This window comes from Endozoicomonas sp. (assembly GCF_051008435.1).
In the GTDB taxonomy this organism is placed as follows: domain Bacteria; phylum Pseudomonadota; class Gammaproteobacteria; order Pseudomonadales; family Endozoicomonadaceae; genus Endozoicomonas_A.
Genome location: NZ_JBPCXO010000503.1, coordinates 1 through 20,674, shown reverse-complemented (window position 1 = coordinate 20,674; position 20,674 = coordinate 1). Strand labels below are relative to the sequence as shown.

The following is a 20,674-nucleotide window of genomic DNA, read 5'->3' as shown; positions in this document are numbered from 1 at the left end:
GGTCTGTTCAGAGTGCGGAGCTGAACATCTGCGTGACGTAAACGCAGCAAGAAACATTCTTGCGGTCGGGCATGACCGTCTAGCTGTAGGAATCCCCGTCCTTTAGGGCGGGGAGGATGTCAAATTTAAGTATGAAGTACCTTCTTTACCACTATAAATTCCTCGCTGTTTTGGCTATTCAGTAGAGTTAGATTCATACCTCAGATCCTTCATCTTAACACCTACCTCAAGATCGCAAGCCAGTGTGGCCAACTTCAGGCTTAGTAATGCCTGATCTTTCTGCCTTACTACTTTTCCTGCCGCGCCTTTAGTGTTTTCTTCCAGCAACAATACATTATTCATTGCTTGATGTTCCAGAATGAGTGATGTTGCACCTTTGTCACCTACACCCTGTACTCCCGGTACATCGCCTACCCCTGCAATGGCCCAGAACTGGGTTAGCTTGTCAGCGCCAAAACCATACAGTTTTTGAACACTCTGTCTCTGATAATCAAGTTTTTGAAAATGATCCCGCAGTTTTATCTGTGGAGCATCCAGCAGTTGTAGAAAAATACGATCGGTTGAAAGAATCGTGGTTTCTACATTGGCTTTTGATGCTTTAGAGGCGATGGCAGCAATGACATCATCCGCTTCAAGCCCTGATTTTCGAAAAGTTTTAACCCCCATATTAAGAAAAGCTCGATTGAAGTCTCCCAGTCTTTTTCTAAGGGGATCAGGCATGGGCTTTCGACCTTTTTTATAGTCAGGGTATAGCTCATGCCTCCAGGTAGGAGGATTGCCATCAAAAACCATCAGGCAATGAGTCGGTGCTGTTTCCTTGATGGCCCGGGTTAATGACGAGATGGTTGCTGAAACAGCGCCATCTACCTGGCTGTTTTCATCGGGAGCTTTGACAGCTGCGTGGATTCTGCGAATCAGGTTCAAGGCATCAATGAGTAACAGATGAGCAGGCATTTTTACGGGTTCTATTTTTATGGGTTTTAAAGGTTTTCAGTAATAGAATAATACCATATAAGTCTTTTTCCTTCTGTCAAGTACATGCTTCTGTATGCCACTTTATCAGAGTTTTATGGACGGTGCTTCTGGGGAGAAATTCCTGCTCAAGCCTGCCTCTATCTTCGCTTAATAGCCTGTTAAACAATTGCTTTTCAGTAAGGGTTAATGGTTCGGGGGTCACCATCAAACTCTTTTCTTCCACGACAGCACTGTGTGTACAAAATAGGTCAAACAGATATTCTGTCATCAGCAGTGGTGTTAATGTCGGGCAGTATTTTCTTGCGCTGGCCAGCATGGACAGCCCCCAGGTATCCAAGTCACCCCAGTAGGCCAGTCGCCTGCCTTTAAGCCAGTGAGCTGAGAGCCAGCTCAGGTTAAGACCTGCTCCCAGAATAGCTATTGTGTCTGGCAGCTTGGGTAGTAAATGCAGGCAGCGTTCGTTTTCAATCAGCAGTATATTGTTGGCTGGGAGTGGCTTGCTGGCCAGTTCGTTGTCACGTACCCTGATCTGGGAGAATGGCAATAGCTGACTGTCCAGGTCTGCCACTAATAACCAGTGGTTTCCTTCACTCAGGGCACCCAGAAAAGATTCGAGTCCCAGCTTGCCAGGCAGATGATCAAAACGGCAATCCAGAAGTCGGGTTATCAGCGTGCGATGACGTTCGAAAAACTTACTGTCTATTCCGGCCAGAGAGATTGACCTCAGAGGCAGACCCGATGCACAGTCAGGTTCAAGAAGCATTGCCAGTTTGCAGGCTTTAATCAGCTCACTTTCTTCTTTTTCAAGCCAGTGCTGCTGTCGTGTTAACAGCGAGTGAAATACAGCGTCAGCCTGACGGACCACTCTTTCCAGTTTCATGAACTTCTGGGTGGTACCTGTGTTGTTGATGGCGGCAATCCACTCAGAAGGGCTGCCAAGCTGCCAGGTCATCGGAACGTCTATAGGTTCGGCAGCGTCACGGTAGCAGACAGACTGCCAGAGCACTTTCCCCGTTGAGATATTCTGCCAGTTTCGTATATGTTGGCGGAACCTGTCAGGGTGGTTAACCAGAGTTGCTCGGTCCGGTTTGCCAATTTTTAACTCAATGGGCCATTGTTCGCTGTTGAGCAGACGCTGCTCCCTGAGGTGAGCCTGCTGCCACTGTGCTGCTAATCGACCTGCCAGTTCACTGGGTGATTTCATGGGTTTCTTTTATGGTTAGGGCGTGTAGAGTTTTTTGAGCCTGCTCTTCCAGCTTTTCCCATGTCAGGGAAGTCAAGGTGGCTTGCATTTGCTTACGGTGCACCAGGATCGCAGAGCGTGTATGGGAACGCAGCAGGCGCATTTCTTTGTTGGGCGTCACAAACAGTGGATGCAGGCCAAATTCGTTCAGGGCAGTAATAATCCTTCCCGCCACAGCGTGGGAGCTTTTCGAAAAGGCTTCATCTAAAACTATTGTCCCAAATAGTGGTCGGGCTTCGCCATCAGGGCAAAGCGCATAACTGAGCGAGGCGGTCAGGATATAGCTGGCGATAATTTCTTTTTCACCGCCACTGCCGCCCTGGGAGCCAGTACGACGTTCCAGAACTTCATGGCTGGTACGATCCAGAACTTCTACAGAAAACTGCAACCGGTATCTTGGGTCGAGCAGGGCGCGCGCACCAACGGTTCGTTTGTTTTCACTGGCATCACGTAAAATCTGAACCAGATTCTCCAGTGCCCGGTAGTGACTTTCTCCCTGGTCCTGTTCGGTTTTCATGGCGGCTGAACGCAGGTGTCTTTGAGCACTCTGTAGAGTGCGAAGACTTTCGTGTTGCACTCTCTGGGGTTTTAGTTGCAGGTAATGGCCTGGTTGAAAGTCTACTCTGTGCAGTGTGTCGTTCAGATCGCTGATACGCTCCTCAATGATGGTCACTTCGTCTTCTACGCCTCTGAGTAACTGGGTGACGCCCTGGTCAGAAGACTGGTTGAGGTAGGCCAGAAATCGATTCAGCTTTTCTGGCAAAGCTTCCTGGTTGAGCCTATTCAGCCGTTCCAGGTAAGCGGGTGTATCCTGAATGTCAGTTCCGGTTTCTGCCAGGGGGCCGTTATCAACTTTTTGAGCTCGTTCCATATGGCGTACCAGGTCGGTTACCAGCCTGGAGCGCGATTGCTGCAGTCCATCGGCTTCAGTCTGAATGCGTCGAGTCTCGGAGTCCTTGGTTCTTTCCAGTTGATCCAGCTGCTCCTGCTGAATGTTTTTCAGCTGGGAAGACGCGAGAGTCTGTTGTTCATCTGTTAATCCATCACCTGTTTGTCGGTAGGCCTCATCCCGATTTTTTTCTGCGGTTTGTCTGGCTTGTTCGACGGCTCCCCGCTTTTCACGGGTTACCGCAATGTTTTCATTATTCTCATGGAGCTGGGCTTCCACTCGTTCAAACTGTTTTCTGGCTTTAGCCGCTGAGGAATCAGGCGAAGTGAGTGTGTCGAGCTTTTTCTCCAGAGACCTCAGGCTGCTTTCTGCTCCAGACAAATCAATACTGTCAAATTCAAGGCTGGCCAGCTCCTTCAGCAGTTGCATGTGGTGTCTATTGGTTTCTTCTTCTGATTTTGCTTTCTGGTAATCCCTGATGTGCTGCTGACTATGTAGAGTGACTTGTTGCAGCTCTTCAGTGAGCAGTGCCAACCGGTCCTGATTGTCAAAGCCGGTCATCCAGTCCTGGTCCAGACGTCTCTGGTCCTGTTTTTCGAAGCGTCCACGGGTTCCCGACATCAAACCCTGGAGGGTCATGCCATGGGGAGTGGTGCCCAGGGCTTCTGGAGAATCCACGCAATGCCGGTCAATGCCTGACAGAAATTGTTTCAAGGACTCCCGGTAGGGATGTTGTTTATAGTGAAGCTTACGGGTAAAACCATCATCCAGAAATTCTGCACTGCCTTTCTGTTCCTTTACCTCAAGCAATCGAACATGCAGTTTGTTATGTCGTTGGTTAACCCAGCGCAGGGCTGTCTTGATTTGATTTTCTGGTACCAGAATACGCAATCGATGGCCGCCAATGGCCCGTTCTATGGCTCCACGCCAGGGTGCTTCATCCTGTTTTACTTCAACCAGTTCGGCAACAAAAGGCAGCTGTTGTTCATTCAGGTCCAGTGCTTCGGCGAGATCGGTACGGAAGTCCTGAAACTTTCCGGGAATATTAGAACCTGGTCGCTTTTTAATGTTTTCCAGCTCTTGAGTCAGTTCAGCCGCGCGGTTTTCAGTTTCTACTTTGCGGTGACTGAGCTGCTGCAGATTCTGATCCAGCTCTGTTCGCTGTGTTTCCAGCTGTTTATGTTGGCTTGCAGCCTGTTGCTGGTTAGCTTGCAGGGATGCTTTGCTCAGGGTATCGGGGAGTGACAGTTTTCTGGTGATTACCTGATAGTCATTGGCGGCTTTTCTACGGGTATTTACCAGTTCCTGCTGCGTGCCAACCTGTCTTGTGAGGTCTTCAATGACGGCTCCCCCGGCTTCCAGATAAACCTCTTTCAGGGTGTTGGCCTGGCTTTCCAGCTGACGAGATTTCAAGCCGAGGGAATCAATGGTGTCGGTCAGTTGAAGCACTTCGAGGCCAAGGTTCTTTTCTTGTTCTCCCCATAGCGTGTGACTGATTTGTGCATACCAGATGGGTATAATTGCCATCAGGTTGTGTTTTTCGGACAGCTGTTCAATGCAGGTACGAAGTTTCTTATCACTTTTCTCAATGGGTGCCAGAGCGCTTTGCTGAGATCTGGCCACTTCCAGCTCTGAGCGGATCGCTGAAAGATCATTGAACTCATTAGCGACCTCGGCAGCTCGCTCGAAAGCCGATCGGTCATCCAGAACCAGCTCCCGGAAAATCTCATCAACACTGTTCAGTTGTTTCAGGCCTGCGGCCCGGTTAAGAAGGCTGAAGGCATTTTCACCGACTTCGAAATAGCGCCTGAGCTGTACCAGGTAAGCTTTTTTCTTGTCGTATATTTTAAGTCCGGGTGTCTCTTTGGCAAACTGTTTCAGGGATCTTGTTCCTCCTTCATGATGGATATGCAACCACTGGTCAAGGTTTTGATTGTCCAGCTCCGTAAACAGCCAGAGGCGCTTCAGATCCGCCAGGGCAGCACTGGCACTGTCAATCCAGAACAGTGCGCCCACACGAACGTGCTTGCCATTGTTGGCGAATAATGCGCTGATGCCCGTCACGGTTTTTTCCGGCCGGGCTATGTGTTCGTTATTGCCGCTGTCATTACCCGCACCGGCAACGCCTCGGATGTAGGAAAGCAGGTCCCTGTCACTCTCATGACCTCCAGTCGAAGCAAGATTGTATTTCGGCCTGTCCGTAAGGAGGGTCATTAAGGCATCCACAAGGGTGGTTTTACCGCTTCCGGTGGGCCCGATGATGGCTGTGCCCTGAGGATCAATACTGGCTTCATGGCGTCCGCCGAAAGGGCCCCAGTTGTATATATCCAGCTTTTTCAGAGTGAGAGCTGTGGCCTGTAGTTCACTTTTACTGAACAGATCGGGGGAATGATTTTTCATTGACGTCTACCTGTCGATGATTCAGTGAGCGACTGGAAATGCTGAAGCAGTCCCTGAAGGCTTTCAGGGTTAGCCAGATGGGTGATTACAGGCCGGATAATGAATTGGTCTTTGTCGTTTACTTCAGAAACGATGCCATGACCTCTGAGGTTTTCCAGAAGGTTGCGAAGGCGTTTCTGTTCCCGTGCATCACTGCCGGTGTCTCCCAGGTAAAGCTGGAGCTGGGGCAGTAGATCTTCAAGGTAGACAATCGCTTCACTGGCCCCTATGCCCACTTCCTGCTCATGGGCTACATACCATTGCCGCAGAATAGCGATCAACAGGGATTGTTCCAGGTTCAGTCTTTGTCGACGGATCAGGGGGTGGCTCCAGTCGTCTGATTCGCTTTCTTCGAAAAAGGTCTGTTCAGAAACGACAAGAAAGACCAATCCACGTATATCGTCAACTTTGAGCTTCAAATCCAGGGGTTCAAGCACTTGGTTGATAGCGGTCTGATACGTCACTGCCTTTTTGTAGAGGTTGGGTTTTCTCTCTGCTTCCAGGATTCCGAACTTGAGCAACTCCTGAGTAGTGATCTTGATGTCTTTGGCTGTATATTGACCTGTTGTCTTATGATCGGCGGATGGGTCTTCCACCGTTTTACTGTTGGGCTCGGGAGCTTCAGGTGTTGGCTCTATGGTTTTTGTTGCAGTTATCTGGTCAAAAATGTTTGTCATTTACAGTTCCCAATCAATGGCGTTCAGGGCTTCAGCACGCAGTTTAACGTCCGGGATGTCAAATCGTAGCTTTTCGCCGTCTCGACTGGAGATATCTACGGATTCTCTGGCCGATGTGATGGGTAGACCTGCTTCCCTTGCCATGCTTAACCAGAGAGCCAGTGTTTCCAGGTCATGGGTAGGCGGCAGCTGTTCAGACAGTTCGCTAATGCTTAAAGGCCGTTTTTGGTTTTCAAGCAGTTCGAGGGTCTGTTGAATCAGGGCATGGCGGTCGAGACTGTCGAAGGACTGCCAGAAATCATCGTCTATATCATCCAGCTTCATGGTCTGACTGGTCAGCTGCAGTGGAGTTTCCAGATCGTTTTCAATCGATTTAAAAAGTAATCGTTCCAGTAAAGGTAAACCGGAAATAGCAATATTAATGGGGGGAAGAGTGCCCGGTGATCGTCTGACGTTTTGACTTTGCCAGTCAATATTAAGGGACGTTTCCATAATCTGGTTTAATAGCTGTCCAACCCGGTGATGCTCTGCTGCCAGTCCGGTTTTCAAGAATCCTTTGACGTCCTTTTCACTACGTGCACGGGCCCGGATCACACTTTTGGATTCGATGACCAGCTGCATGATCAGCCAGCGCAGGTCATTCTGTTGCTGTCTGTTCAGGGCTTGTGGTGTGGCAGGATGGGTCAGGATAGTGCGCAGACGATGCTTCATATTATCCAGTTCCACAGACTGGTTGAGTTGCTCGTAGAAACCATGGAACACTTGTCCTTCAATGGTTTTCAGCAGGTCATCATGACCATCCAGCAGCTTGTCAACGATCTCTCCCCGGTTGTTTTGTTCTGTTATGATGGACTGTCGCAGCAGTTTGTCTGCCGCCCGATAGGAGTCCTCAACCCGGCGGAAATCTGCTCTCAGGCTCATGGACAGGTTATAGACTTCTCGTACGCCCTCAATAGCTTGAGGGCCTTCCAGCACCTTGAAATGACCGGATTCAACCTGTTTCAGTTCCTCCTGCAGTGACTGTATTTTCTGTTTCAGGTAGTCAGCACGTTTTTTGGGGTCAGAACTGAGCCGGTTTTCCAGGCTTTCAATTTCACGTTGAACGGTGGCCAGGCGAGAGGCAGTGGAAGTCATCACCCTGTCATCGAGCAAGTCTATAAAATTCAATGCCTGCTGCAAGTCATCAGTAGCCAGAAGCTTTGCATCCCTTTCTACAATCAGTTTTTTATTGATCCATTCTCTGAGTTCTCGTCTCGCCAGTGCCTGAAATTCATGGCTCTCCAGGTTTTTGCCCAGGTCGAACTCATCATTATTGGCGAACAGAGAGAAAGCTTCCGCTAAATGGTGCTGAGCTTCTTCAAAGCTGAGGTCTTCAGCCCGGCCATCGAACAGGGGCTTTAGGCAGCTCAGAATCAGAGGTGCCCGTCGAGAGGCCAGCAATAGCCAGGCTGGACTTTGATGCCGTGCAATAATCAGATTTTTGCACAGTTGTTCAGTATTACTCATAGCTATGGCTCTCGAAGCTGGGTCAATCTGTCTGAAAAGGGTGCAGATATCATCCTTTTCAGGTTGAACGGTGTCAATTGAAGACCGTATTAATATCCGTTACTTCACAGTGAAGGGGGCAGCTGGAAAATACTAAACTGTCTTCATTTCGGTTTTTTAGTTATCTTTGGCAGCTTGTCAGCCATATGGACGTTTGTTTGTACTCGGAAAGGTCAGGGGAAAACAAGCTTTCAATGTCATCAAGCAGTAGGCTCGTAATCAGGATCAGAAATGAAAGACAACGACGTGAGTAATAACCAGGATCAATGGGCTTTTGAAACCCAGGCTATCAGGACTGGCGTCATCCGCAGCGGTGAAAGAGAACACAGTGAAGCCATCTATCTGACTTCCAGTTTTACCTATGACAGTGCCGAGCAGGCTCAGGCTGTTTTCGCGGGTAATGAAGAAGGTAATGTTTATTCACGGTACACCAACCCTTCAGTAAAAATGTTTGAAGATCGTATGGCGGCCCTTGAAGGGGGAGAGTTGGCTTGTGCGGCTTCTTCAGGTATGGCGGCAATCCTGGGTATGTGTATGGGTTTGCTGAAAGCCGGTGATCATGTCATTTGTTCACGCAGTGTCTTTGGAACGACTGTAACTGTTTTTTCCAAATATCTGGATAAGTTCGGGGTTAAAACCACCTTTGTAGACTTCACGGATTATCAGCAGTGGCGAGATGCTATGCGCCCGGAAACGCGCTTACTCTTTTTGGAAACCCCCTCCAATCCACTGGGCGAAGTGGTGGATCTGGAAATTATGGCCTCCATTGCTCATGAAAACGATGCATGGTTGATGGTGGATAACTGTTTCTGCACTCCTGCCTTGCAGCAACCTTTAAAGCTGGGCGCGGATATTGTTGTTCATTCCACCACCAAGTTTATTGATGGCCAGGGTCGTTGCATGGGTGGAGTGGCTGTAGGCAGCAAAGAGCTGATCAGTGAAATGCATCTCTGGCAGAGGGCTGCCGGTGCTTCAATGAGCCCATTTAATGCCTGGAATTTCTATAAGTCTCTTGAAACGCTTAATCTGAGAATGGAAGCTCATTGTCGAAGTGCGTTGTCATTGGCTCAATGGCTGGAAGCGCATCCTTCTGTTGAAAAGGTGCACTACAGCGGCCTTGAATCTCATTCGGGTCACCGTTTGGCCAGGCGCCAGCAGAAAGCTTTTGGTGGTGTTCTCGCCTTTGAAGTCAAAGGTGGCAGAGAACAAGCCTGGAAAGTGATGGATGCAGTAACGTTTATTTCCAGAACAGCCAATCTGGGTGACACTCGGACGACTATCACTCATCCAGCAACAACGACTCATTGCCGTCTCTCTGATGAAGACAAGGCAAGAGCGGGTATTACTGAAAACCTGATCAGGGTCGCTGTCGGTCTTGAGAATCTTGAAGACCTGAAAGCAGATCTTGAAAAAGGGCTGGCACAGCTTTAAGCCAAGTCAGCCAGGAGCAGAAAAGGACTTCTGCTCTTTTGTGTCGTTTGACCGATAAAACAGCCTTGAGCACAAAAACATTGATCACCTTTAATGATCAATGTTTTTTAATAGGAGCCTGACCGAGAATAGCGGTCGAGATTAAAATTCAGTAGAACGAGGCCATTTTTCCGATAAATTTGTGCGAATAGTGGGCCTATTCAATCAAATTTATCGGAAAAATGGGCCGTTCTTTCTGGATTTTAGGCCGACCAGTCTATTCTCGGTCAGGCTCCTAGAAGAAGTCAGGTCATCAAACAAAGAATAAAAACGGTGTTCCTTCCAATGAATGAAGTCAAACAAAGTATTCATGCGCTGAATCAGGTCATCCGTGGCAAGGATCAGGAAATCAGGCTTGCGGTTTGTTGTCTTCTTGCCAGAGGACACCTGCTGATCGAAGATTTACCTGGAATGGGAAAAACAACGCTGGTTCATGCGTTAGCTCAAGTCATGGGTTTAGACGATCAACGAGTACAATTCACCAGTGATTTATTACCGGCCGATATCACGGGTGTGACTGTTTTTGACAAGAATACTTCCACTTTTGCCTTTCAGGCGGGACCGGTTTTTTCCCAGCTCCTGCTGGCTGATGAAATCAACAGAGCTTCACCCAGAACTCAGAGTGCCCTGCTTGAAGCAATGGAGGAACGTCAGGTTTCTGTGGATGGCCAAGCGAAACCTCTTCCAGATCCTTTTTTCGTGGTTGCAACCCAGAACCCGGTCTATCAGGAAGGGACATTTCCCCTGCCTGAATCTCAACTTGATCGGTTTTTAATGAGACTGGAGCTGGGCTATCCCGATCCCGAGTCAGAAAGAGCCATTCTGAAAGGTGAAGCGGGACGGACAGAACTGGATACTTTATCAACGGTTTTCAGTGCACAACAGTTGGTCAAAGCGCAGAATGAGGCAGCCTGGGTTCATGTGGGCGATATGTTGCTGGACTATGTGATGAGATTGATTTCGCAGACAAGGGAAGCGGGTTATTTCAATGTTGGACTGTCTCCACGAGCAGGCTTGGCTTTGATAGGGGCTGCCAAAGCCTGGGCCTGGATGGAAAACCGGGATTATGTCATTCCTGAAGATGTACAGGCTGTTTTTGTGGCAGTCTCTGATCACCGACTGCAAGCTAAAGAAAAGGGTAAATCTGTCAGGGAGTTGCTAGCAAGCACTCAAGTTATGGGGTGATTGTATGTCAAAAGGAACACTTGGCTCGGCTTCACTCTTGATAAAGAAGCTCTTGATAAAGAAGCTCTTGATAAAGAAAGTATTCAACCAGCGAATTAAACCGTATTTCATTAATTGGCTTGATCGCCGTATTCCTCCTGCTGCACAGGTCACTCTGGATCAAAAACGGATATTTATTCTCCCCACCAAGGGGGGGTATATCTGGCTTTCAGTGGCGGCACTTATCTTTATTCTTGCGGCTAATTATACGAACAGTCTGGCTTTCGGTCTGTCCTTTTTTATGATCAGTCTGTTTATGCTTTCCATTCTTCATACCTGGAGGAACCTTGCAGGCATCACATTGGTTTCTAAGTCTGCGGAGTCGGGTCATGTAGAGGAGTTAATAGCGGTTCGATTACAGTTGCAGTCAAGTGATCGAGAGCGGCAGGCTGTGCGATTAGGATGGCCTGATAATGAACAGGTGACTTACTCATTTGAAAGCAATCAGGACTGCACTCTACTGGTAAAAGCAAAAGCACGGGGGTGGTTTCAACCTGGGAGAATGAGGGTGGAAAGCGTTTATCCTCTTGGATTTTGTCGGGCATGGAGTTGGGTACAGTTGGAAATGCATGCTCTGATTTACCCAAAACCAGACTTTTCCCAGCCTGTTCCGAATTCAAAAGGAGGAGGAGATGAAGCGGGTATTCAAACACAGTCAGGGCAAGATGATTTCGCAGGTTTTCGCCGATACAAAGCGTCTGATCTTTCCGGTCATGTTGACTGGAAAGGTTATGCCAGAACCAGTGAACTGAATACTAAACTGTTTGAAGAGCCCGTAGGCCAGCAGATCAGACTCTCGTTGCAGCAAGCTCAAGGAGGAGGATTGGAGGAAAAGCTATCCACTCTGGCTGGGTGGTGCCTACAGTGTGAATCCAGTAACAAGCCATACAGTTTGTCGCTTCCTGGTGTAGAGGTAGCTGCCAACGTTGGTCAGCAGCATTTAAAAGAATGTCTTGAGGTTCTGGCTTTATTCACTTCCGGGAGAGATAACTCCGGAGGTGAATATGTTGGGTAACGCATTGGTTAGCAGAGCGTCGACACTATGGTTAATTGCTGCCCTCTTGTTAGTGCTGTTACCCATTTGGAGACAAGTTCCAACGCTTATCATCCTGCTAGGGTGTCTTTCAGCGGGCTGGCGAATTGCGATTCTGCTCGGTAGAGGTCATTGGCCACCGTTCTGGCTGCGTTTCGGACTCATACTAATTGCCCTTTCTTCAGTGGTAGTCACTTTTAAGCCCTTGATCTCTCTGGAGTCATCGGTTTCTATTCTGGCGGCAGGGTATGCACTCAAGCTGCTGGAAATGAGAAATCAGCGGGATGCTCTGGTCGTGATTTACATTGGTTATTTTCTGGTGGCTACCGCCGTATTGTTTTCCCAGACGTTATTACAAACAGTCTATCTGATGTGTTGTCTGGTCATTTTAATAGCTGCCCAGCAGGGGTTGTTTCGAGCTACTGATTCAAGCCCTATCGCTTCCAGTGTCAGGTTTGCAGGCAGTTTAGCGTTACAGGCTGCTCCTTTAACCATTCTTCTGTTCGTTCTGGTGCCTCGTATGGGGCCGCTCTGGTCAGTGCCTCTTCCTGATAACAGTGCCAGAACCGGCTTGACGGATGCCATGACGCCAGGGGATATAGCCAGACTCAGTCGTTCAGATGAACTGGTGTTTCGAGCCAGGTTCTCAGGCGATGTTCCAGTAGCGAATCAGAGATACTGGCGGGCTATAGTTCTGGATCAATTTGATGGCAAGACCTGGAAGCAATCCAATAAGTCCTTCTCTGCATCCGATATGTCTCCATCTGACTGGCTCAGTAAAGAACCTGAAAACTCAGGCTGGTGGAAGAATCGTCAGGGAAGTTACCAGTATGAAGTGATGATGGAGCCGACTGGCAGACCATGGATGTATACATTAGGCACTGCCGGTGCTGTGGCTGAAAACAGTTTTTTCTACAGGACTATGAGGTTGGCAGCTGATCAGCCAATTGACAGTCGACGGTTGTATTCCATGGACGGAGCAGTGCCTCAAGCTCGCTCTGTTTCTATGCCAGACTGGCTTTCTGAATTGAACACCCAGATACCTGATGTCGGAAATGATCGTAGCCGACACTATGCGCTGAAGATATTTAATCAGTCAGGTCAAGATCCGGTGAAAATGGCTGGTCGACTACTGTCGCTGTTTCGTCAGGATGACTTCTACTACACCTTGTCTCCCCCTCTGTACGATCAGGCTTCTTCAATTGATGAGTTTTTGTTTGGCGGGCAGCGAGGGTTTTGTGCTCATTATGCGGGAGCATTCGTTTATCTTATGAGAGCAGCGGGTATACCTGCCAGAGTCATCGGTGGCTATCAGGGAGGCGAGCTTAAGGAAGATGAAAACCTTATTCAGGTCAGACAGTTTGATGCTCATGCCTGGGCTGAAATCTGGGTGGCAGGGCAGGGGTGGTTGAGGTTTGATCCTACGGCAGCCGTTTCACCCCAGAGAATTGAATCCGGTTTGGAAGCGGCTATCGGAGGTTCCGAAACATTCTTGCCAGACAGTCCTTTGTCGCTCTATAGGTATCGAGAGTTAGGTGTCATTAATCAAGTCAGACTGGCATTCGAAAAAGCTGAGTATCAGTGGCAGAGATCAGTGGTCAACTTCAGGCAGGATGAACAGGAAGCGTTTCTTCGAAACCTTCTGGGTAATAAAGATTTCTATTGGCGACAGGGTATGGCTTTGACGCTGGGTGTCAGTTTGATACTAGCCTTATTATCGCTGACGCTGTTGTATCGTCGTCAGTCTTTGTCTCCGCTGCAAAAAATCTATTCCAGCTTCCTTAAAAAAATGGCCAGAAGAGGGTTCGTGCCTCACGATGGAGAAGCAGAATTGAGCTTTGCTCATAGGATTACGATGTCGGATAAGGCTCTGGAAGAACCCGTGCTTGCGTTTATAGATGAGTATATAAAAGCAGCCTATCAGAAAGAATGTGCTGACTTGATTCGTCTTAAGAGGTTGTTGGCCTGTATTTGATTTATGGTCACAAGCTACTCAAGTGGATTTTATAAAGGCTTCTAATGAAGTCAAGCTCCGTTGATCGGGATTCAGATCGAGAAGGTTTCTCAGGGTGGCTTTAAGCGCTTGTATATCGTTGGGGCTCCAGCCGTAGATTGTATCATGAATGGCGTTTACTTTATCCAGAGCCCATGTGGGTGATGTCTCATCAATAGGTCCATTGGGCTGAGCGAGTTGGGAGCCGGTGATCAGCTCATAAAGAATACAACCTGTAGACCAGTAATCCCCCTTGCGTAGTTGATCAAAAGAGTGTGGATGTGCTTTATGAGCAGAAGGGGCAAGCTCGGGAGCCAAGTAGGGAAGAGTGGTTTCAAGGAGTTCTACTGATTGATTGGAAGATCTAAACTCTATGGCAGAGTCAAAATCGATCAATTTGGCTGACATGTCCGGCATTAAAACGACATTAGCAGGTTTCAGGTCATTATGGGTTATTCGGTTTTTATGCAGGTATTGGATGGCTTTGACGGTTTCCTGCATTAATCGCTTAATATCTTTGGGTGGCATAGGGGGATCTTTTTTGAGTTTATCAAAACTGCAGATGCCTGCTTCAGTGAAAATTGTAATTTTGAGTTGTTTGGTCCCGGATGGAGAATCCATCGTCTCAACTTTAGAATCTTTAAGCGTAATAATATTGGGATGACTCATTGAATGAAGAAGCCGGTACTCAGTATTCTTCATGGGGTCAGAACTATGACAGGTATACATTTTTCTGGCCAGGAGAGTGGAAGCATCAACAAAGGTGGGAGGTGCTTTTTTTGCCAGTTCCCGAATACCTTCTACTTTATCAGGGCCTGTCTGTAGCTTCCGATTAACTCGGGCAAGAATGGCTTCCAGATCATTGGATTCTGTTTCCTTAGACTTTGCAGGCACGGGTGAAGACGTTTTGTAAACCAGTTCTACAGGGTTGCCGACACGAAGGCCCTGCTGCCTGAAAGCTTGATACTGTTTTTTAGAGTCATCTGACTGATTTTGATGAGTTTTTTGCAAATAATGAGTAGCGACCTGTTGTATGCGAGCACCTTCTTCGGTAGCCGGAAAAACCAGATAAACCTTGGGTGGGCGGGTTTTATGAGGGTGATTGCTCATGTACCGGCTGATGGCAACGCAGGCAATGGTTGCAGCACGTTGCGGAGGAATGTTCAGCTCAGAGCTGAATATCGGGATAGCAATGCTGGTCAGATTTTTTCTGTGGGCGGCCTCAATAGCTGACTGGTAAGCACTGACCAGTTCTGAATGAATATTTTTGGAGTCGGAATGGGGAAGTATGGCATGAACCATGTGACTGAAGCCTTTTCCCTGCAAGGCAGGACTGGGTGAAATGGCTGCCAGTCCTGGCTTCATCTTTTTGATAGACTCCAGAAATCCTTTTCTCGCCAACACGGGGTCAATGCTGGAAAGTTTATTCAGTAAAGCTGTTTCATTCTTTGAACCTTTAGGGGTATATGGGCAGGCAATGGCTTGAATGGGAGGCGTTCGTGATTCGTTCATGCGACTGATATCCCCCGACATCAGGAAGATTTCTTTTCCCAGTAGTTTGTCAGCAGTGATTCTTACTCCGGTTTCCATCTGAGAATTGGAAGACTCCTCCTGGGGTGGGTTGAGTAGAAACTGAAGGGGTCTGATAAAATCAGTCAGCTCGTGAAGTTCCTCTGCAGGGAGCGCTAAAGTAAGATCCTTGAGTACAACAGGCCAGTTTTTAGCCAGTGTTTCATTCACGAGCCTGGAGCAGGTCTGCATTTCTTTAAAAGTGCCCTGTTTGTAGATTTTATACTGAAGGCTTTTAGCCTGACTCAGAAGTTTGCTTTGAAATTCAATAAAGAGATCGGTGTGTTCAGGCAATGAGCTGACCTCAATGCCAATTCGGGAGAAGTCATCTTTGGATTGAAGGGCGGCTCGATTAACTTGTGATTGAGGGTTTTCGTTCAGTTTGATTTTGCGACGGCTCAACCCGGCATAAGGATTGTCACCCCGGGCTTTGGCTTCCTGAAGCAAGACAGCAGGATCTTCCAGCATCCGGGTTTTCCGGTTCCAGGTAAAGGCTGAGCGCAGTTTGTGTTTTACCCAGCTTTTGAAAATCTGCCAGTTGGGTGCTGAACTGACCGAATCAGGCGTTGGATTCATTCTTTCCTTAGCTCAAGACTGTAGCCAGAAAATCTACCGATAGTTTTCAGTATAAACAGTTCATCCCTGGTAAGAGGATCTGGAGCTGAAAGGTATCTGATAAGGCTGGTTGACAGCTTTATCGGTAAAAGCTGCCGGTATTCTGACGAAGAGGGCTTCAGGCAAAAAACTCAGTGTCAATGCTTCGACTGTTTAGGCTTTTTTTCTGGCAATGTAAAAGCCTTGGTAGGTTGCCACCAGATTCCCGTTGGAATGTATCTCTATATCAAGTTGGAGCTTTCCACTTCTTCCTTCTTGTAAACGCTGATGAAAATCATCTGGAATACAGGATGAGCAGCTGGCAGTGAAGACGCCAGTGACGGGTTCATGAAATTTCATGGATTGATCCACAATCATGGCTTCTGGATCTTCCAAGATGGTTTTTGCGTGAATCATGGTAAAAGTCCAACCACAGATAGTCGCTAAAGCCCCGATGCTGCCTCCAAATCCGGTCCCTTTATCGTTGATATTGGGTTCCAGTGGGCAGCTCATCGAGAGAGTACCCTTATCGAAGCCATTAAATCGCAACTGCATTTGCTGGAGGAGTGGAATATTGTTCAGTATCCATTCCTGAAATTCCGGGGTCAGTGTTGGCGTATTTATTGTTATGCCCTCCTAAAGAGTCAGGACTATTAGTTGCAAACTCTAATTATCCTGATGATTCAAAATAATCATGGGTAGAAAAAAATCCCCGCACTTAGGCGGGGATTTTTAGGGTGTCAATCAGGCTCTCTAATCAGACTAGTGCTCAGCTCGCTTTAGCGATAATGTCATCAGCGGCTTTCTGATAAGACTCTACCTGATCAAAGTTCAGGTAACGGTATACTTCACTGGACATGGAATCCAGGTTCTGTGCGTATTCCATATACTCTTCAGCAGAAGGAATTTTACCCAGAATAGCGCCTACAGAAGCCAATTCTGCAGAGCACAGGTATACGTTGGCACCGTCACCCAGACGGTTAGGGAAGTTACGGGTAGAAGTAGACAGTACAGTAGCACCTGGCTCTACGCGTGCCTGGTTACCCATGCACAGGGAGCAGCCTGGAATTTCTGTACGAACACCGCTGTCCTGGTAGATGTTGTAGTAACCTTCTTCTTCCAGTTGTGCCTTGTCCATTTTGGTTGGAGGAGACATCCAGAAGCGAGTTTTCAGAGGATCCTTGTTCTGTTCCAGCAATTTACCGGCAGCACGGAAGTGACCGATGTTGGTCATGCAGGATCCCAGGAAGACTTCATCAACCTTGTCGCCAGCAACGTCAGACAGTGTACGAGCGTCGTCTGGATCGTTAGGAGCACACAGAATAGGCTCTTTAATGTCAGCCAGATCAATTTCTATCACTTCAGCGTATTCAGCATCAGGATCTGCGCGCATCTGACTTGGGTTAGCCAGCCACTCTTCCATCTTCTTAGCACGACGCTCCAGAGTTCTTGGATCACCGTAGCCTTCACTGATCATCCAGCGCAGCATAGTGATGTTGGAATTCAGGTATTCTGCAACAGATTCGTCAGACAGGGTAATGGTACAACCCGCAGCGGAACGTTCAGCAGAAGCGTCGGACAGTTCAAATGCCTGTTCGGCAGTCAGGCTTTCCAGACCTTCGATTTCCAGGATACGACCAGAGAAAGCGTTCTTCTTGCCTTTCTTCTCTACAGTCAGCAGACCTTGCTTGATGCCGTAAAGCGGAATCGCATGTACCAGATCACGCAAGGTGATGCCTGGCTGCATTTCGCCTTTGAAGCGAACCAGAATCGATTCAGGCATATCCAGTGGCATAACGCCGGTAGCCGCTGCGAAAGCGACCAGACCAGAACCTGCCGGGAAAGAGATGCCCAGCGGGAAACGGGTGTGGGAGTCGCCGCCAGTACCTACAGTATCCGGAAGCAGCATGCGGTTCAGCCAGCTGTGGATGATGCCGTCACCAGGACGCAGAGCAACACCACCACGATTCATAATGAAGTCGGGTAGAGTATGGTGAGTTTCAACATCAACAGGCTTTGGATAAGCTGCAGTGTGACAGAATGACTGCATAACCAGATCGGAAGAGAAGCCCAGGCAAGCCAGGTCTTTCAGTTCGTCACGGGTCATTGGGCCGGTAGTGTCTTGAGAACCAACGGTAGTCATTTTTGGTTCGCAGTAGGTGCCAGGACGGATACCTTCTACAGAGCAGGCTTTACCCACCATCTTTTGCGCCAGAGTGAAGCCTTTAGTGGATTCTTTTGGTGCAACTGGGCGACGGAATATATCAGAATGACCCAGGTTCAAAGCTTCACGGGCGCGCTCAGTCAAGCCACGACCAATGATCAGGTTGATACGGCCGCCAGCCTGAACTTCATCCAGAATTACGTCGGACTTGAATGCGAATTCAGACAGTACTTCACCTGACTCAGACAGAATCTTGCCATCGTAAGGGCGGATTTCAATGATATCGCCCATGTTCAGCTTGTCTACTGGTGCTTCAAAAACCAGAGCGCCAGCATCTTCCATGGTGTTGAAGAAGATAGGGGCGACTTTTCCGCCAATGCAGATACCGCCAGCACGCTTGTTAGGTACTCCAGGCGTGTCTTCACCGAAGAACCACAGCACGGAGTTAGTAGCGGATTTACGGGAAGAGCCGGTTCCGACAACGTCACCAACAAATGCAACGGGCAGGCCTTTGGCTTTAACGGCTTCAACCTGAGCCAGAGGACCTGTTACACCATGTTCTTCCGGTGTCAGACCGTCACGGGTCATTTTGTACATGGCGCGAGCGTGCAGAGGAATGTCTGGACGGGACCATGCATCAGGAGCAGGTGACAGATCGTCGGTGTTGGTTTCACCAGACACCTTGAAGATGGCAACTTTGATGCTTTCTTGAACAGCAGGGCGCTGGGTAAACCATTCAGCGTCAGCCCAGGACTTCAGAACCGCTGCAGCGTGGGTGTTGCCTGCTTTAGCTTTTTCTTCAACATCGTGAAACGCATCGAAAACCAGCAGAGTGCTTTTCAGCTGCTCAGCTGCCAGCTCGCTTAATTCTGTGCTGTCCAGCAGTTCAACCAGAGTTTCGATGTTGTAACCGCCCAGCATTGTGCCTAGCAGTTCAACCGCCTTGCGGTTGTTCAACAGTGGTGATGTTGCTTCACTTTTGGCAATCGCAGACAGAAAACCTGCTTTCACATAAGCGGCTTCATCTACACCGGGTGGAATACGATTCTCAAGAAGGTCCAGCAGATACTCATCTTCGCCAGCTGGTGGGTTTTTCAGTAACTCGACCAGTCCAGTGACTTGCTCTGAATTCAATGGTTTAGGTGGGACACCTTCTGCTGCACGCTCTTCGACATGTTTTCTGTAGGCTTCTAGCACGGATCTACCCTCATCATCTGTGCGGCCTGTCCGGTCACCGTCCCTGATACTTCTGCAGTGGTTGGTCGGACAGTTGCAGATGTTCCTGTGGTGAATGTAGGTCCTGCACACTATGGCTGGGCGGATGAAGAAGAAAGCCCTGTTAAGTACTCCTGTTCCTCCTCCAGAACAAAAGCTCGCTTGCAAAAGCTTTCATGCCCATGTCGATTGGTGCAGGCATCTGTATACCGGTGGGAATTATTCTGTACAGGTTGGCAGTGAAAAAACTGCAACCTTTGATTCATCAGCCAGCCGGTGGCGCGGGCAGTATAGCGGATAGCGTTATTCAAGTTAAGTGCATCCCGTAATCTTGAGTATAAATTTGGTGAATATTGGTTGAGTGGGTCGCAAATGCCTTTGTTATGCTGGTTTTCTTCGTATCCTGACGATCCTGGCCGCAAACATTGCATGGAAAATAATCCGAATGGACTAAGATGATTATTCATCAAAATGACTAAAGTAACCGGGTCAAGTGCTCTATTTGGGTAAAGCTTATTCCCGTTCGTAACTGGTGTAGGGGCATCCAAAGATGAAGCAGTATGATGTCGTGGTTGTGGGTATGGGCATCATGGGTTGTGCCGTAGCTGCTCGACTCACTCAAGCAGGTTTGAATGTGCTCTCTCTGGAGCAATACGAGCTGGGTAATAATAGAAACAGTTCCCATGGTCAGACCCGGCTTTTTCGACTTTCCTATTTTGAAGACTCACTTTATGTGCCTCTGCTTAAAGAAGCACTGGAAGACTGGCTGACTATCAATCGTACTTCAGGCGAGGAAATACTCTCTTTAAACGGATTGCTGATAGCGGGAGATTTGGAGAGGAGCCAGACTCTACAAGGGGTTTTAGCCAGTGCTTCTGAATATCAATTGGAAGTTGATACGATTAAAGGCAGCGATTGCAGTCAACTGATCTCCGGTTTGAAAGTGCCTCCGTCATGGACAGGGTTATTAGACAAGCAAGCAGGCTTTCTGGATCTGGATAAATCATTGCATTTTTTCACCGAAGTGGTTCGCAGCGGTTCTGGTCAGATCATGGAGGGTACTGTGATGGAGTTGTTTAATGAGCACGGCGGTGGTGTGGAGGTGAAAACCAGTAAAGGCATTTTTTCCTGTTCACACCTTATTGTCACAGCAGGTTCCTGGTTGAATCGGATTGCAGGTGGGCAGTATCCGCTGGAAGTTGAGATGAATCTTCAGTATTGGTTCAAGAGCAGAGGTTGTGAGGATTTTTCAGGGAGTGTGCCTGCTTTTGCGTTCGATACCCCCGATGGATTTTATTATGGAGTGCCTCAGTTTGGTTCTGAGGGACTGGTTAAAGTTGCCAAGCATAAAACAGGTTTCCTGTTGGATGAGCTTGAACAGTTATTTCAAGATTCCCGTAGAAATCTGTCAGAAATTCAATCAATTATTGAGCGGTATTTGCCAGGAGTCGCGCCTGAACTGATTAGAGAAGAGCCGTGTCTTTACACCAATACGCCCGATGGGCATTTCATTTTAGATAGTGCCTGTCCGAAAACCCACAAAAATCAAATGATGACAGTCCTCATTAAACGTGAGGCCAGATCATAAACCGGACCTTCACTGTTAAAGACTACATTTGCAGCGATTTCTGAGAGTATTCTTCA

Annotated in this window: 14 protein-coding genes; 6 read left to right on the top strand and 8 right to left on the bottom strand. The window is 48.2% G+C overall.

Annotated elements, in window-relative coordinates:
- Positions 1-106 (top strand): zinc ribbon domain-containing protein (locus ACR2PX_RS25170; protein ID WP_433999696.1); only part of this gene is annotated, 106 nt, incomplete at its 5' end.
- Positions 107-174: 68 nt separating this feature from the next.
- Here the strand turns inward: ACR2PX_RS25170 and ACR2PX_RS25165 are convergent.
- The 5 genes from ACR2PX_RS25165 to ACR2PX_RS25145 form a co-directional block, all read right to left on the bottom strand.
- Positions 175-954, bottom strand: a complete 780-nt coding sequence (locus tag ACR2PX_RS25165) for a 5'-3' exonuclease H3TH domain-containing protein (protein ID WP_434002103.1) — start codon at positions 952-954, stop codon at positions 175-177.
- 76 nt (positions 955-1,030) lie between these two features.
- Positions 1,031-2,179, bottom strand: a complete 1,149-nt coding sequence (locus ACR2PX_RS25160; RefSeq protein ID WP_434002102.1) for a Wadjet anti-phage system protein JetD domain-containing protein — start codon at positions 2,177-2,179, stop codon at positions 1,031-1,033.
- Positions 2,163-5,507 carry an ATP-binding protein gene (locus ACR2PX_RS25155; RefSeq protein ID WP_434002101.1) on the bottom strand — a complete coding sequence of 1,115 codons (3,345 nt, stop codon included), beginning with the start codon at positions 5,505-5,507 and terminating at the stop codon, positions 2,163-2,165. Before ACR2PX_RS25155 ends, ACR2PX_RS25160 begins: the two co-directional genes overlap by 17 nt.
- The gene (locus ACR2PX_RS25150; protein WP_434002100.1) at positions 5,504-6,223 is read right to left on the bottom strand and encodes a DUF4194 domain-containing protein; all 720 of its coding nucleotides are present in this window, start codon (positions 6,221-6,223) and stop codon (positions 5,504-5,506) included. The genes ACR2PX_RS25155 and ACR2PX_RS25150 overlap by 4 nt, the downstream gene beginning before the upstream one ends.
- Positions 6,224-7,729, bottom strand: coding sequence for a DUF3375 domain-containing protein (locus ACR2PX_RS25145; protein ID WP_434002099.1), 1,506 nt, complete (start codon positions 7,727-7,729; stop codon positions 6,224-6,226).
- A gap of 270 nt (positions 7,730-7,999) precedes the next feature.
- Between ACR2PX_RS25145 and ACR2PX_RS25140 the strand changes: the two genes are divergently transcribed.
- The 4 genes from ACR2PX_RS25140 to ACR2PX_RS25125 all read left to right on the top strand — a co-directional run bounded on the left by ACR2PX_RS25140 (position 8,000) and on the right by ACR2PX_RS25125 (position 13,470).
- A complete protein-coding gene (locus ACR2PX_RS25140) occupies positions 8,000-9,199 on the top strand; it encodes an O-succinylhomoserine sulfhydrylase (RefSeq protein WP_434002098.1) in 1,200 nt (399 codons plus the stop codon).
- Between the two features lie 324 nt (positions 9,200-9,523).
- Positions 9,524-10,423, top strand: a complete 900-nt coding sequence (locus ACR2PX_RS25135; protein WP_434002097.1) for an AAA family ATPase — start codon at positions 9,524-9,526, stop codon at positions 10,421-10,423.
- Between the two features lie 67 nt (positions 10,424-10,490).
- Positions 10,491-11,477 (top strand): DUF58 domain-containing protein, encoded by a 987-nt coding sequence (locus tag ACR2PX_RS25130; RefSeq protein ID WP_434002096.1) that lies wholly within the window; start codon positions 10,491-10,493, stop codon positions 11,475-11,477.
- Complete coding sequence (locus ACR2PX_RS25125; RefSeq protein WP_434002095.1) at positions 11,467-13,470, top strand: transglutaminaseTgpA domain-containing protein; 2,004 nt, start codon at positions 11,467-11,469, stop codon at positions 13,468-13,470. The genes ACR2PX_RS25130 and ACR2PX_RS25125 overlap by 11 nt, the downstream gene beginning before the upstream one ends.
- Before the next feature lie 18 nt (positions 13,471-13,488).
- Here ACR2PX_RS25125 and ACR2PX_RS25120 read toward each other — a convergent pair whose 3' ends face one another.
- The 3 genes from ACR2PX_RS25120 to acnB form a co-directional block, all read right to left on the bottom strand.
- The gene (locus ACR2PX_RS25120) at positions 13,489-15,633 is read right to left on the bottom strand and encodes a protein kinase domain-containing protein (RefSeq protein WP_434002094.1); all 2,145 of its coding nucleotides are present in this window, start codon (positions 15,631-15,633) and stop codon (positions 13,489-13,491) included.
- 192 nt (positions 15,634-15,825) lie between these two features.
- Entirely contained in the window at positions 15,826-16,260 is a 435-nt protein-coding gene (locus ACR2PX_RS25115) for a YiiD C-terminal domain-containing protein (RefSeq protein ID WP_434002104.1), read from the bottom strand.
- Between the two features lie 160 nt (positions 16,261-16,420).
- Complete coding sequence (acnB, locus tag ACR2PX_RS25110) at positions 16,421-19,012, bottom strand: bifunctional aconitate hydratase 2/2-methylisocitrate dehydratase (RefSeq protein WP_434002093.1); 2,592 nt, start codon at positions 19,010-19,012, stop codon at positions 16,421-16,423.
- 568 nt (positions 19,013-19,580) lie between these two features.
- Here acnB and ACR2PX_RS25105 point away from each other — a divergent pair.
- Positions 19,581-20,618 carry an FAD-dependent oxidoreductase gene (locus ACR2PX_RS25105; RefSeq protein ID WP_434002092.1) on the top strand — a complete coding sequence of 346 codons (1,038 nt, stop codon included), beginning with the start codon at positions 19,581-19,583 and terminating at the stop codon, positions 20,616-20,618.
- Positions 20,619-20,674 lie beyond the last annotated feature (56 nt).

What these genes read in the sequence shown, in the direction of transcription:
- ACR2PX_RS25165 (WP_434002103.1), bottom strand. Translation starts at nt 954, where the DNA reads ATGCCTGCTCATCTGTTACTCATTGATGCCTTGAACCTGATTCGCAGA.
- ACR2PX_RS25160 (WP_434002102.1), bottom strand. Translation starts at nt 2,179, where the DNA reads ATGAAATCACCCAGTGAACTGGCAGGTCGATTAGCAGCACAGTGGCAG.
- ACR2PX_RS25155 (WP_434002101.1), bottom strand. Translation starts at nt 5,507, where the DNA reads ATGAAAAATCATTCCCCCGATCTGTTCAGTAAAAGTGAACTACAGGCC.
- ACR2PX_RS25150 (WP_434002100.1), bottom strand. Translation starts at nt 6,223, where the DNA reads ATGACAAACATTTTTGACCAGATAACTGCAACAAAAACCATAGAGCCA.
- ACR2PX_RS25145 (WP_434002099.1), bottom strand. Translation starts at nt 7,729, where the DNA reads ATGAGTAATACTGAACAACTGTGCAAAAATCTGATTATTGCACGGCAT.
- ACR2PX_RS25140 (WP_434002098.1), top strand. Translation starts at nt 8,000, where the DNA reads ATGAAAGACAACGACGTGAGTAATAACCAGGATCAATGGGCTTTTGAA.
- ACR2PX_RS25135 (WP_434002097.1), top strand. Translation starts at nt 9,524, where the DNA reads ATGAATGAAGTCAAACAAAGTATTCATGCGCTGAATCAGGTCATCCGT.
- ACR2PX_RS25125 (WP_434002095.1), top strand. Translation starts at nt 11,467, where the DNA reads ATGTTGGGTAACGCATTGGTTAGCAGAGCGTCGACACTATGGTTAATT.
- ACR2PX_RS25120 (WP_434002094.1), bottom strand. Translation starts at nt 15,633, where the DNA reads ATGAATCCAACGCCTGATTCGGTCAGTTCAGCACCCAACTGGCAGATT.
- ACR2PX_RS25105 (WP_434002092.1), top strand. Translation starts at nt 19,581, where the DNA reads ATGAAGCAGTATGATGTCGTGGTTGTGGGTATGGGCATCATGGGTTGT.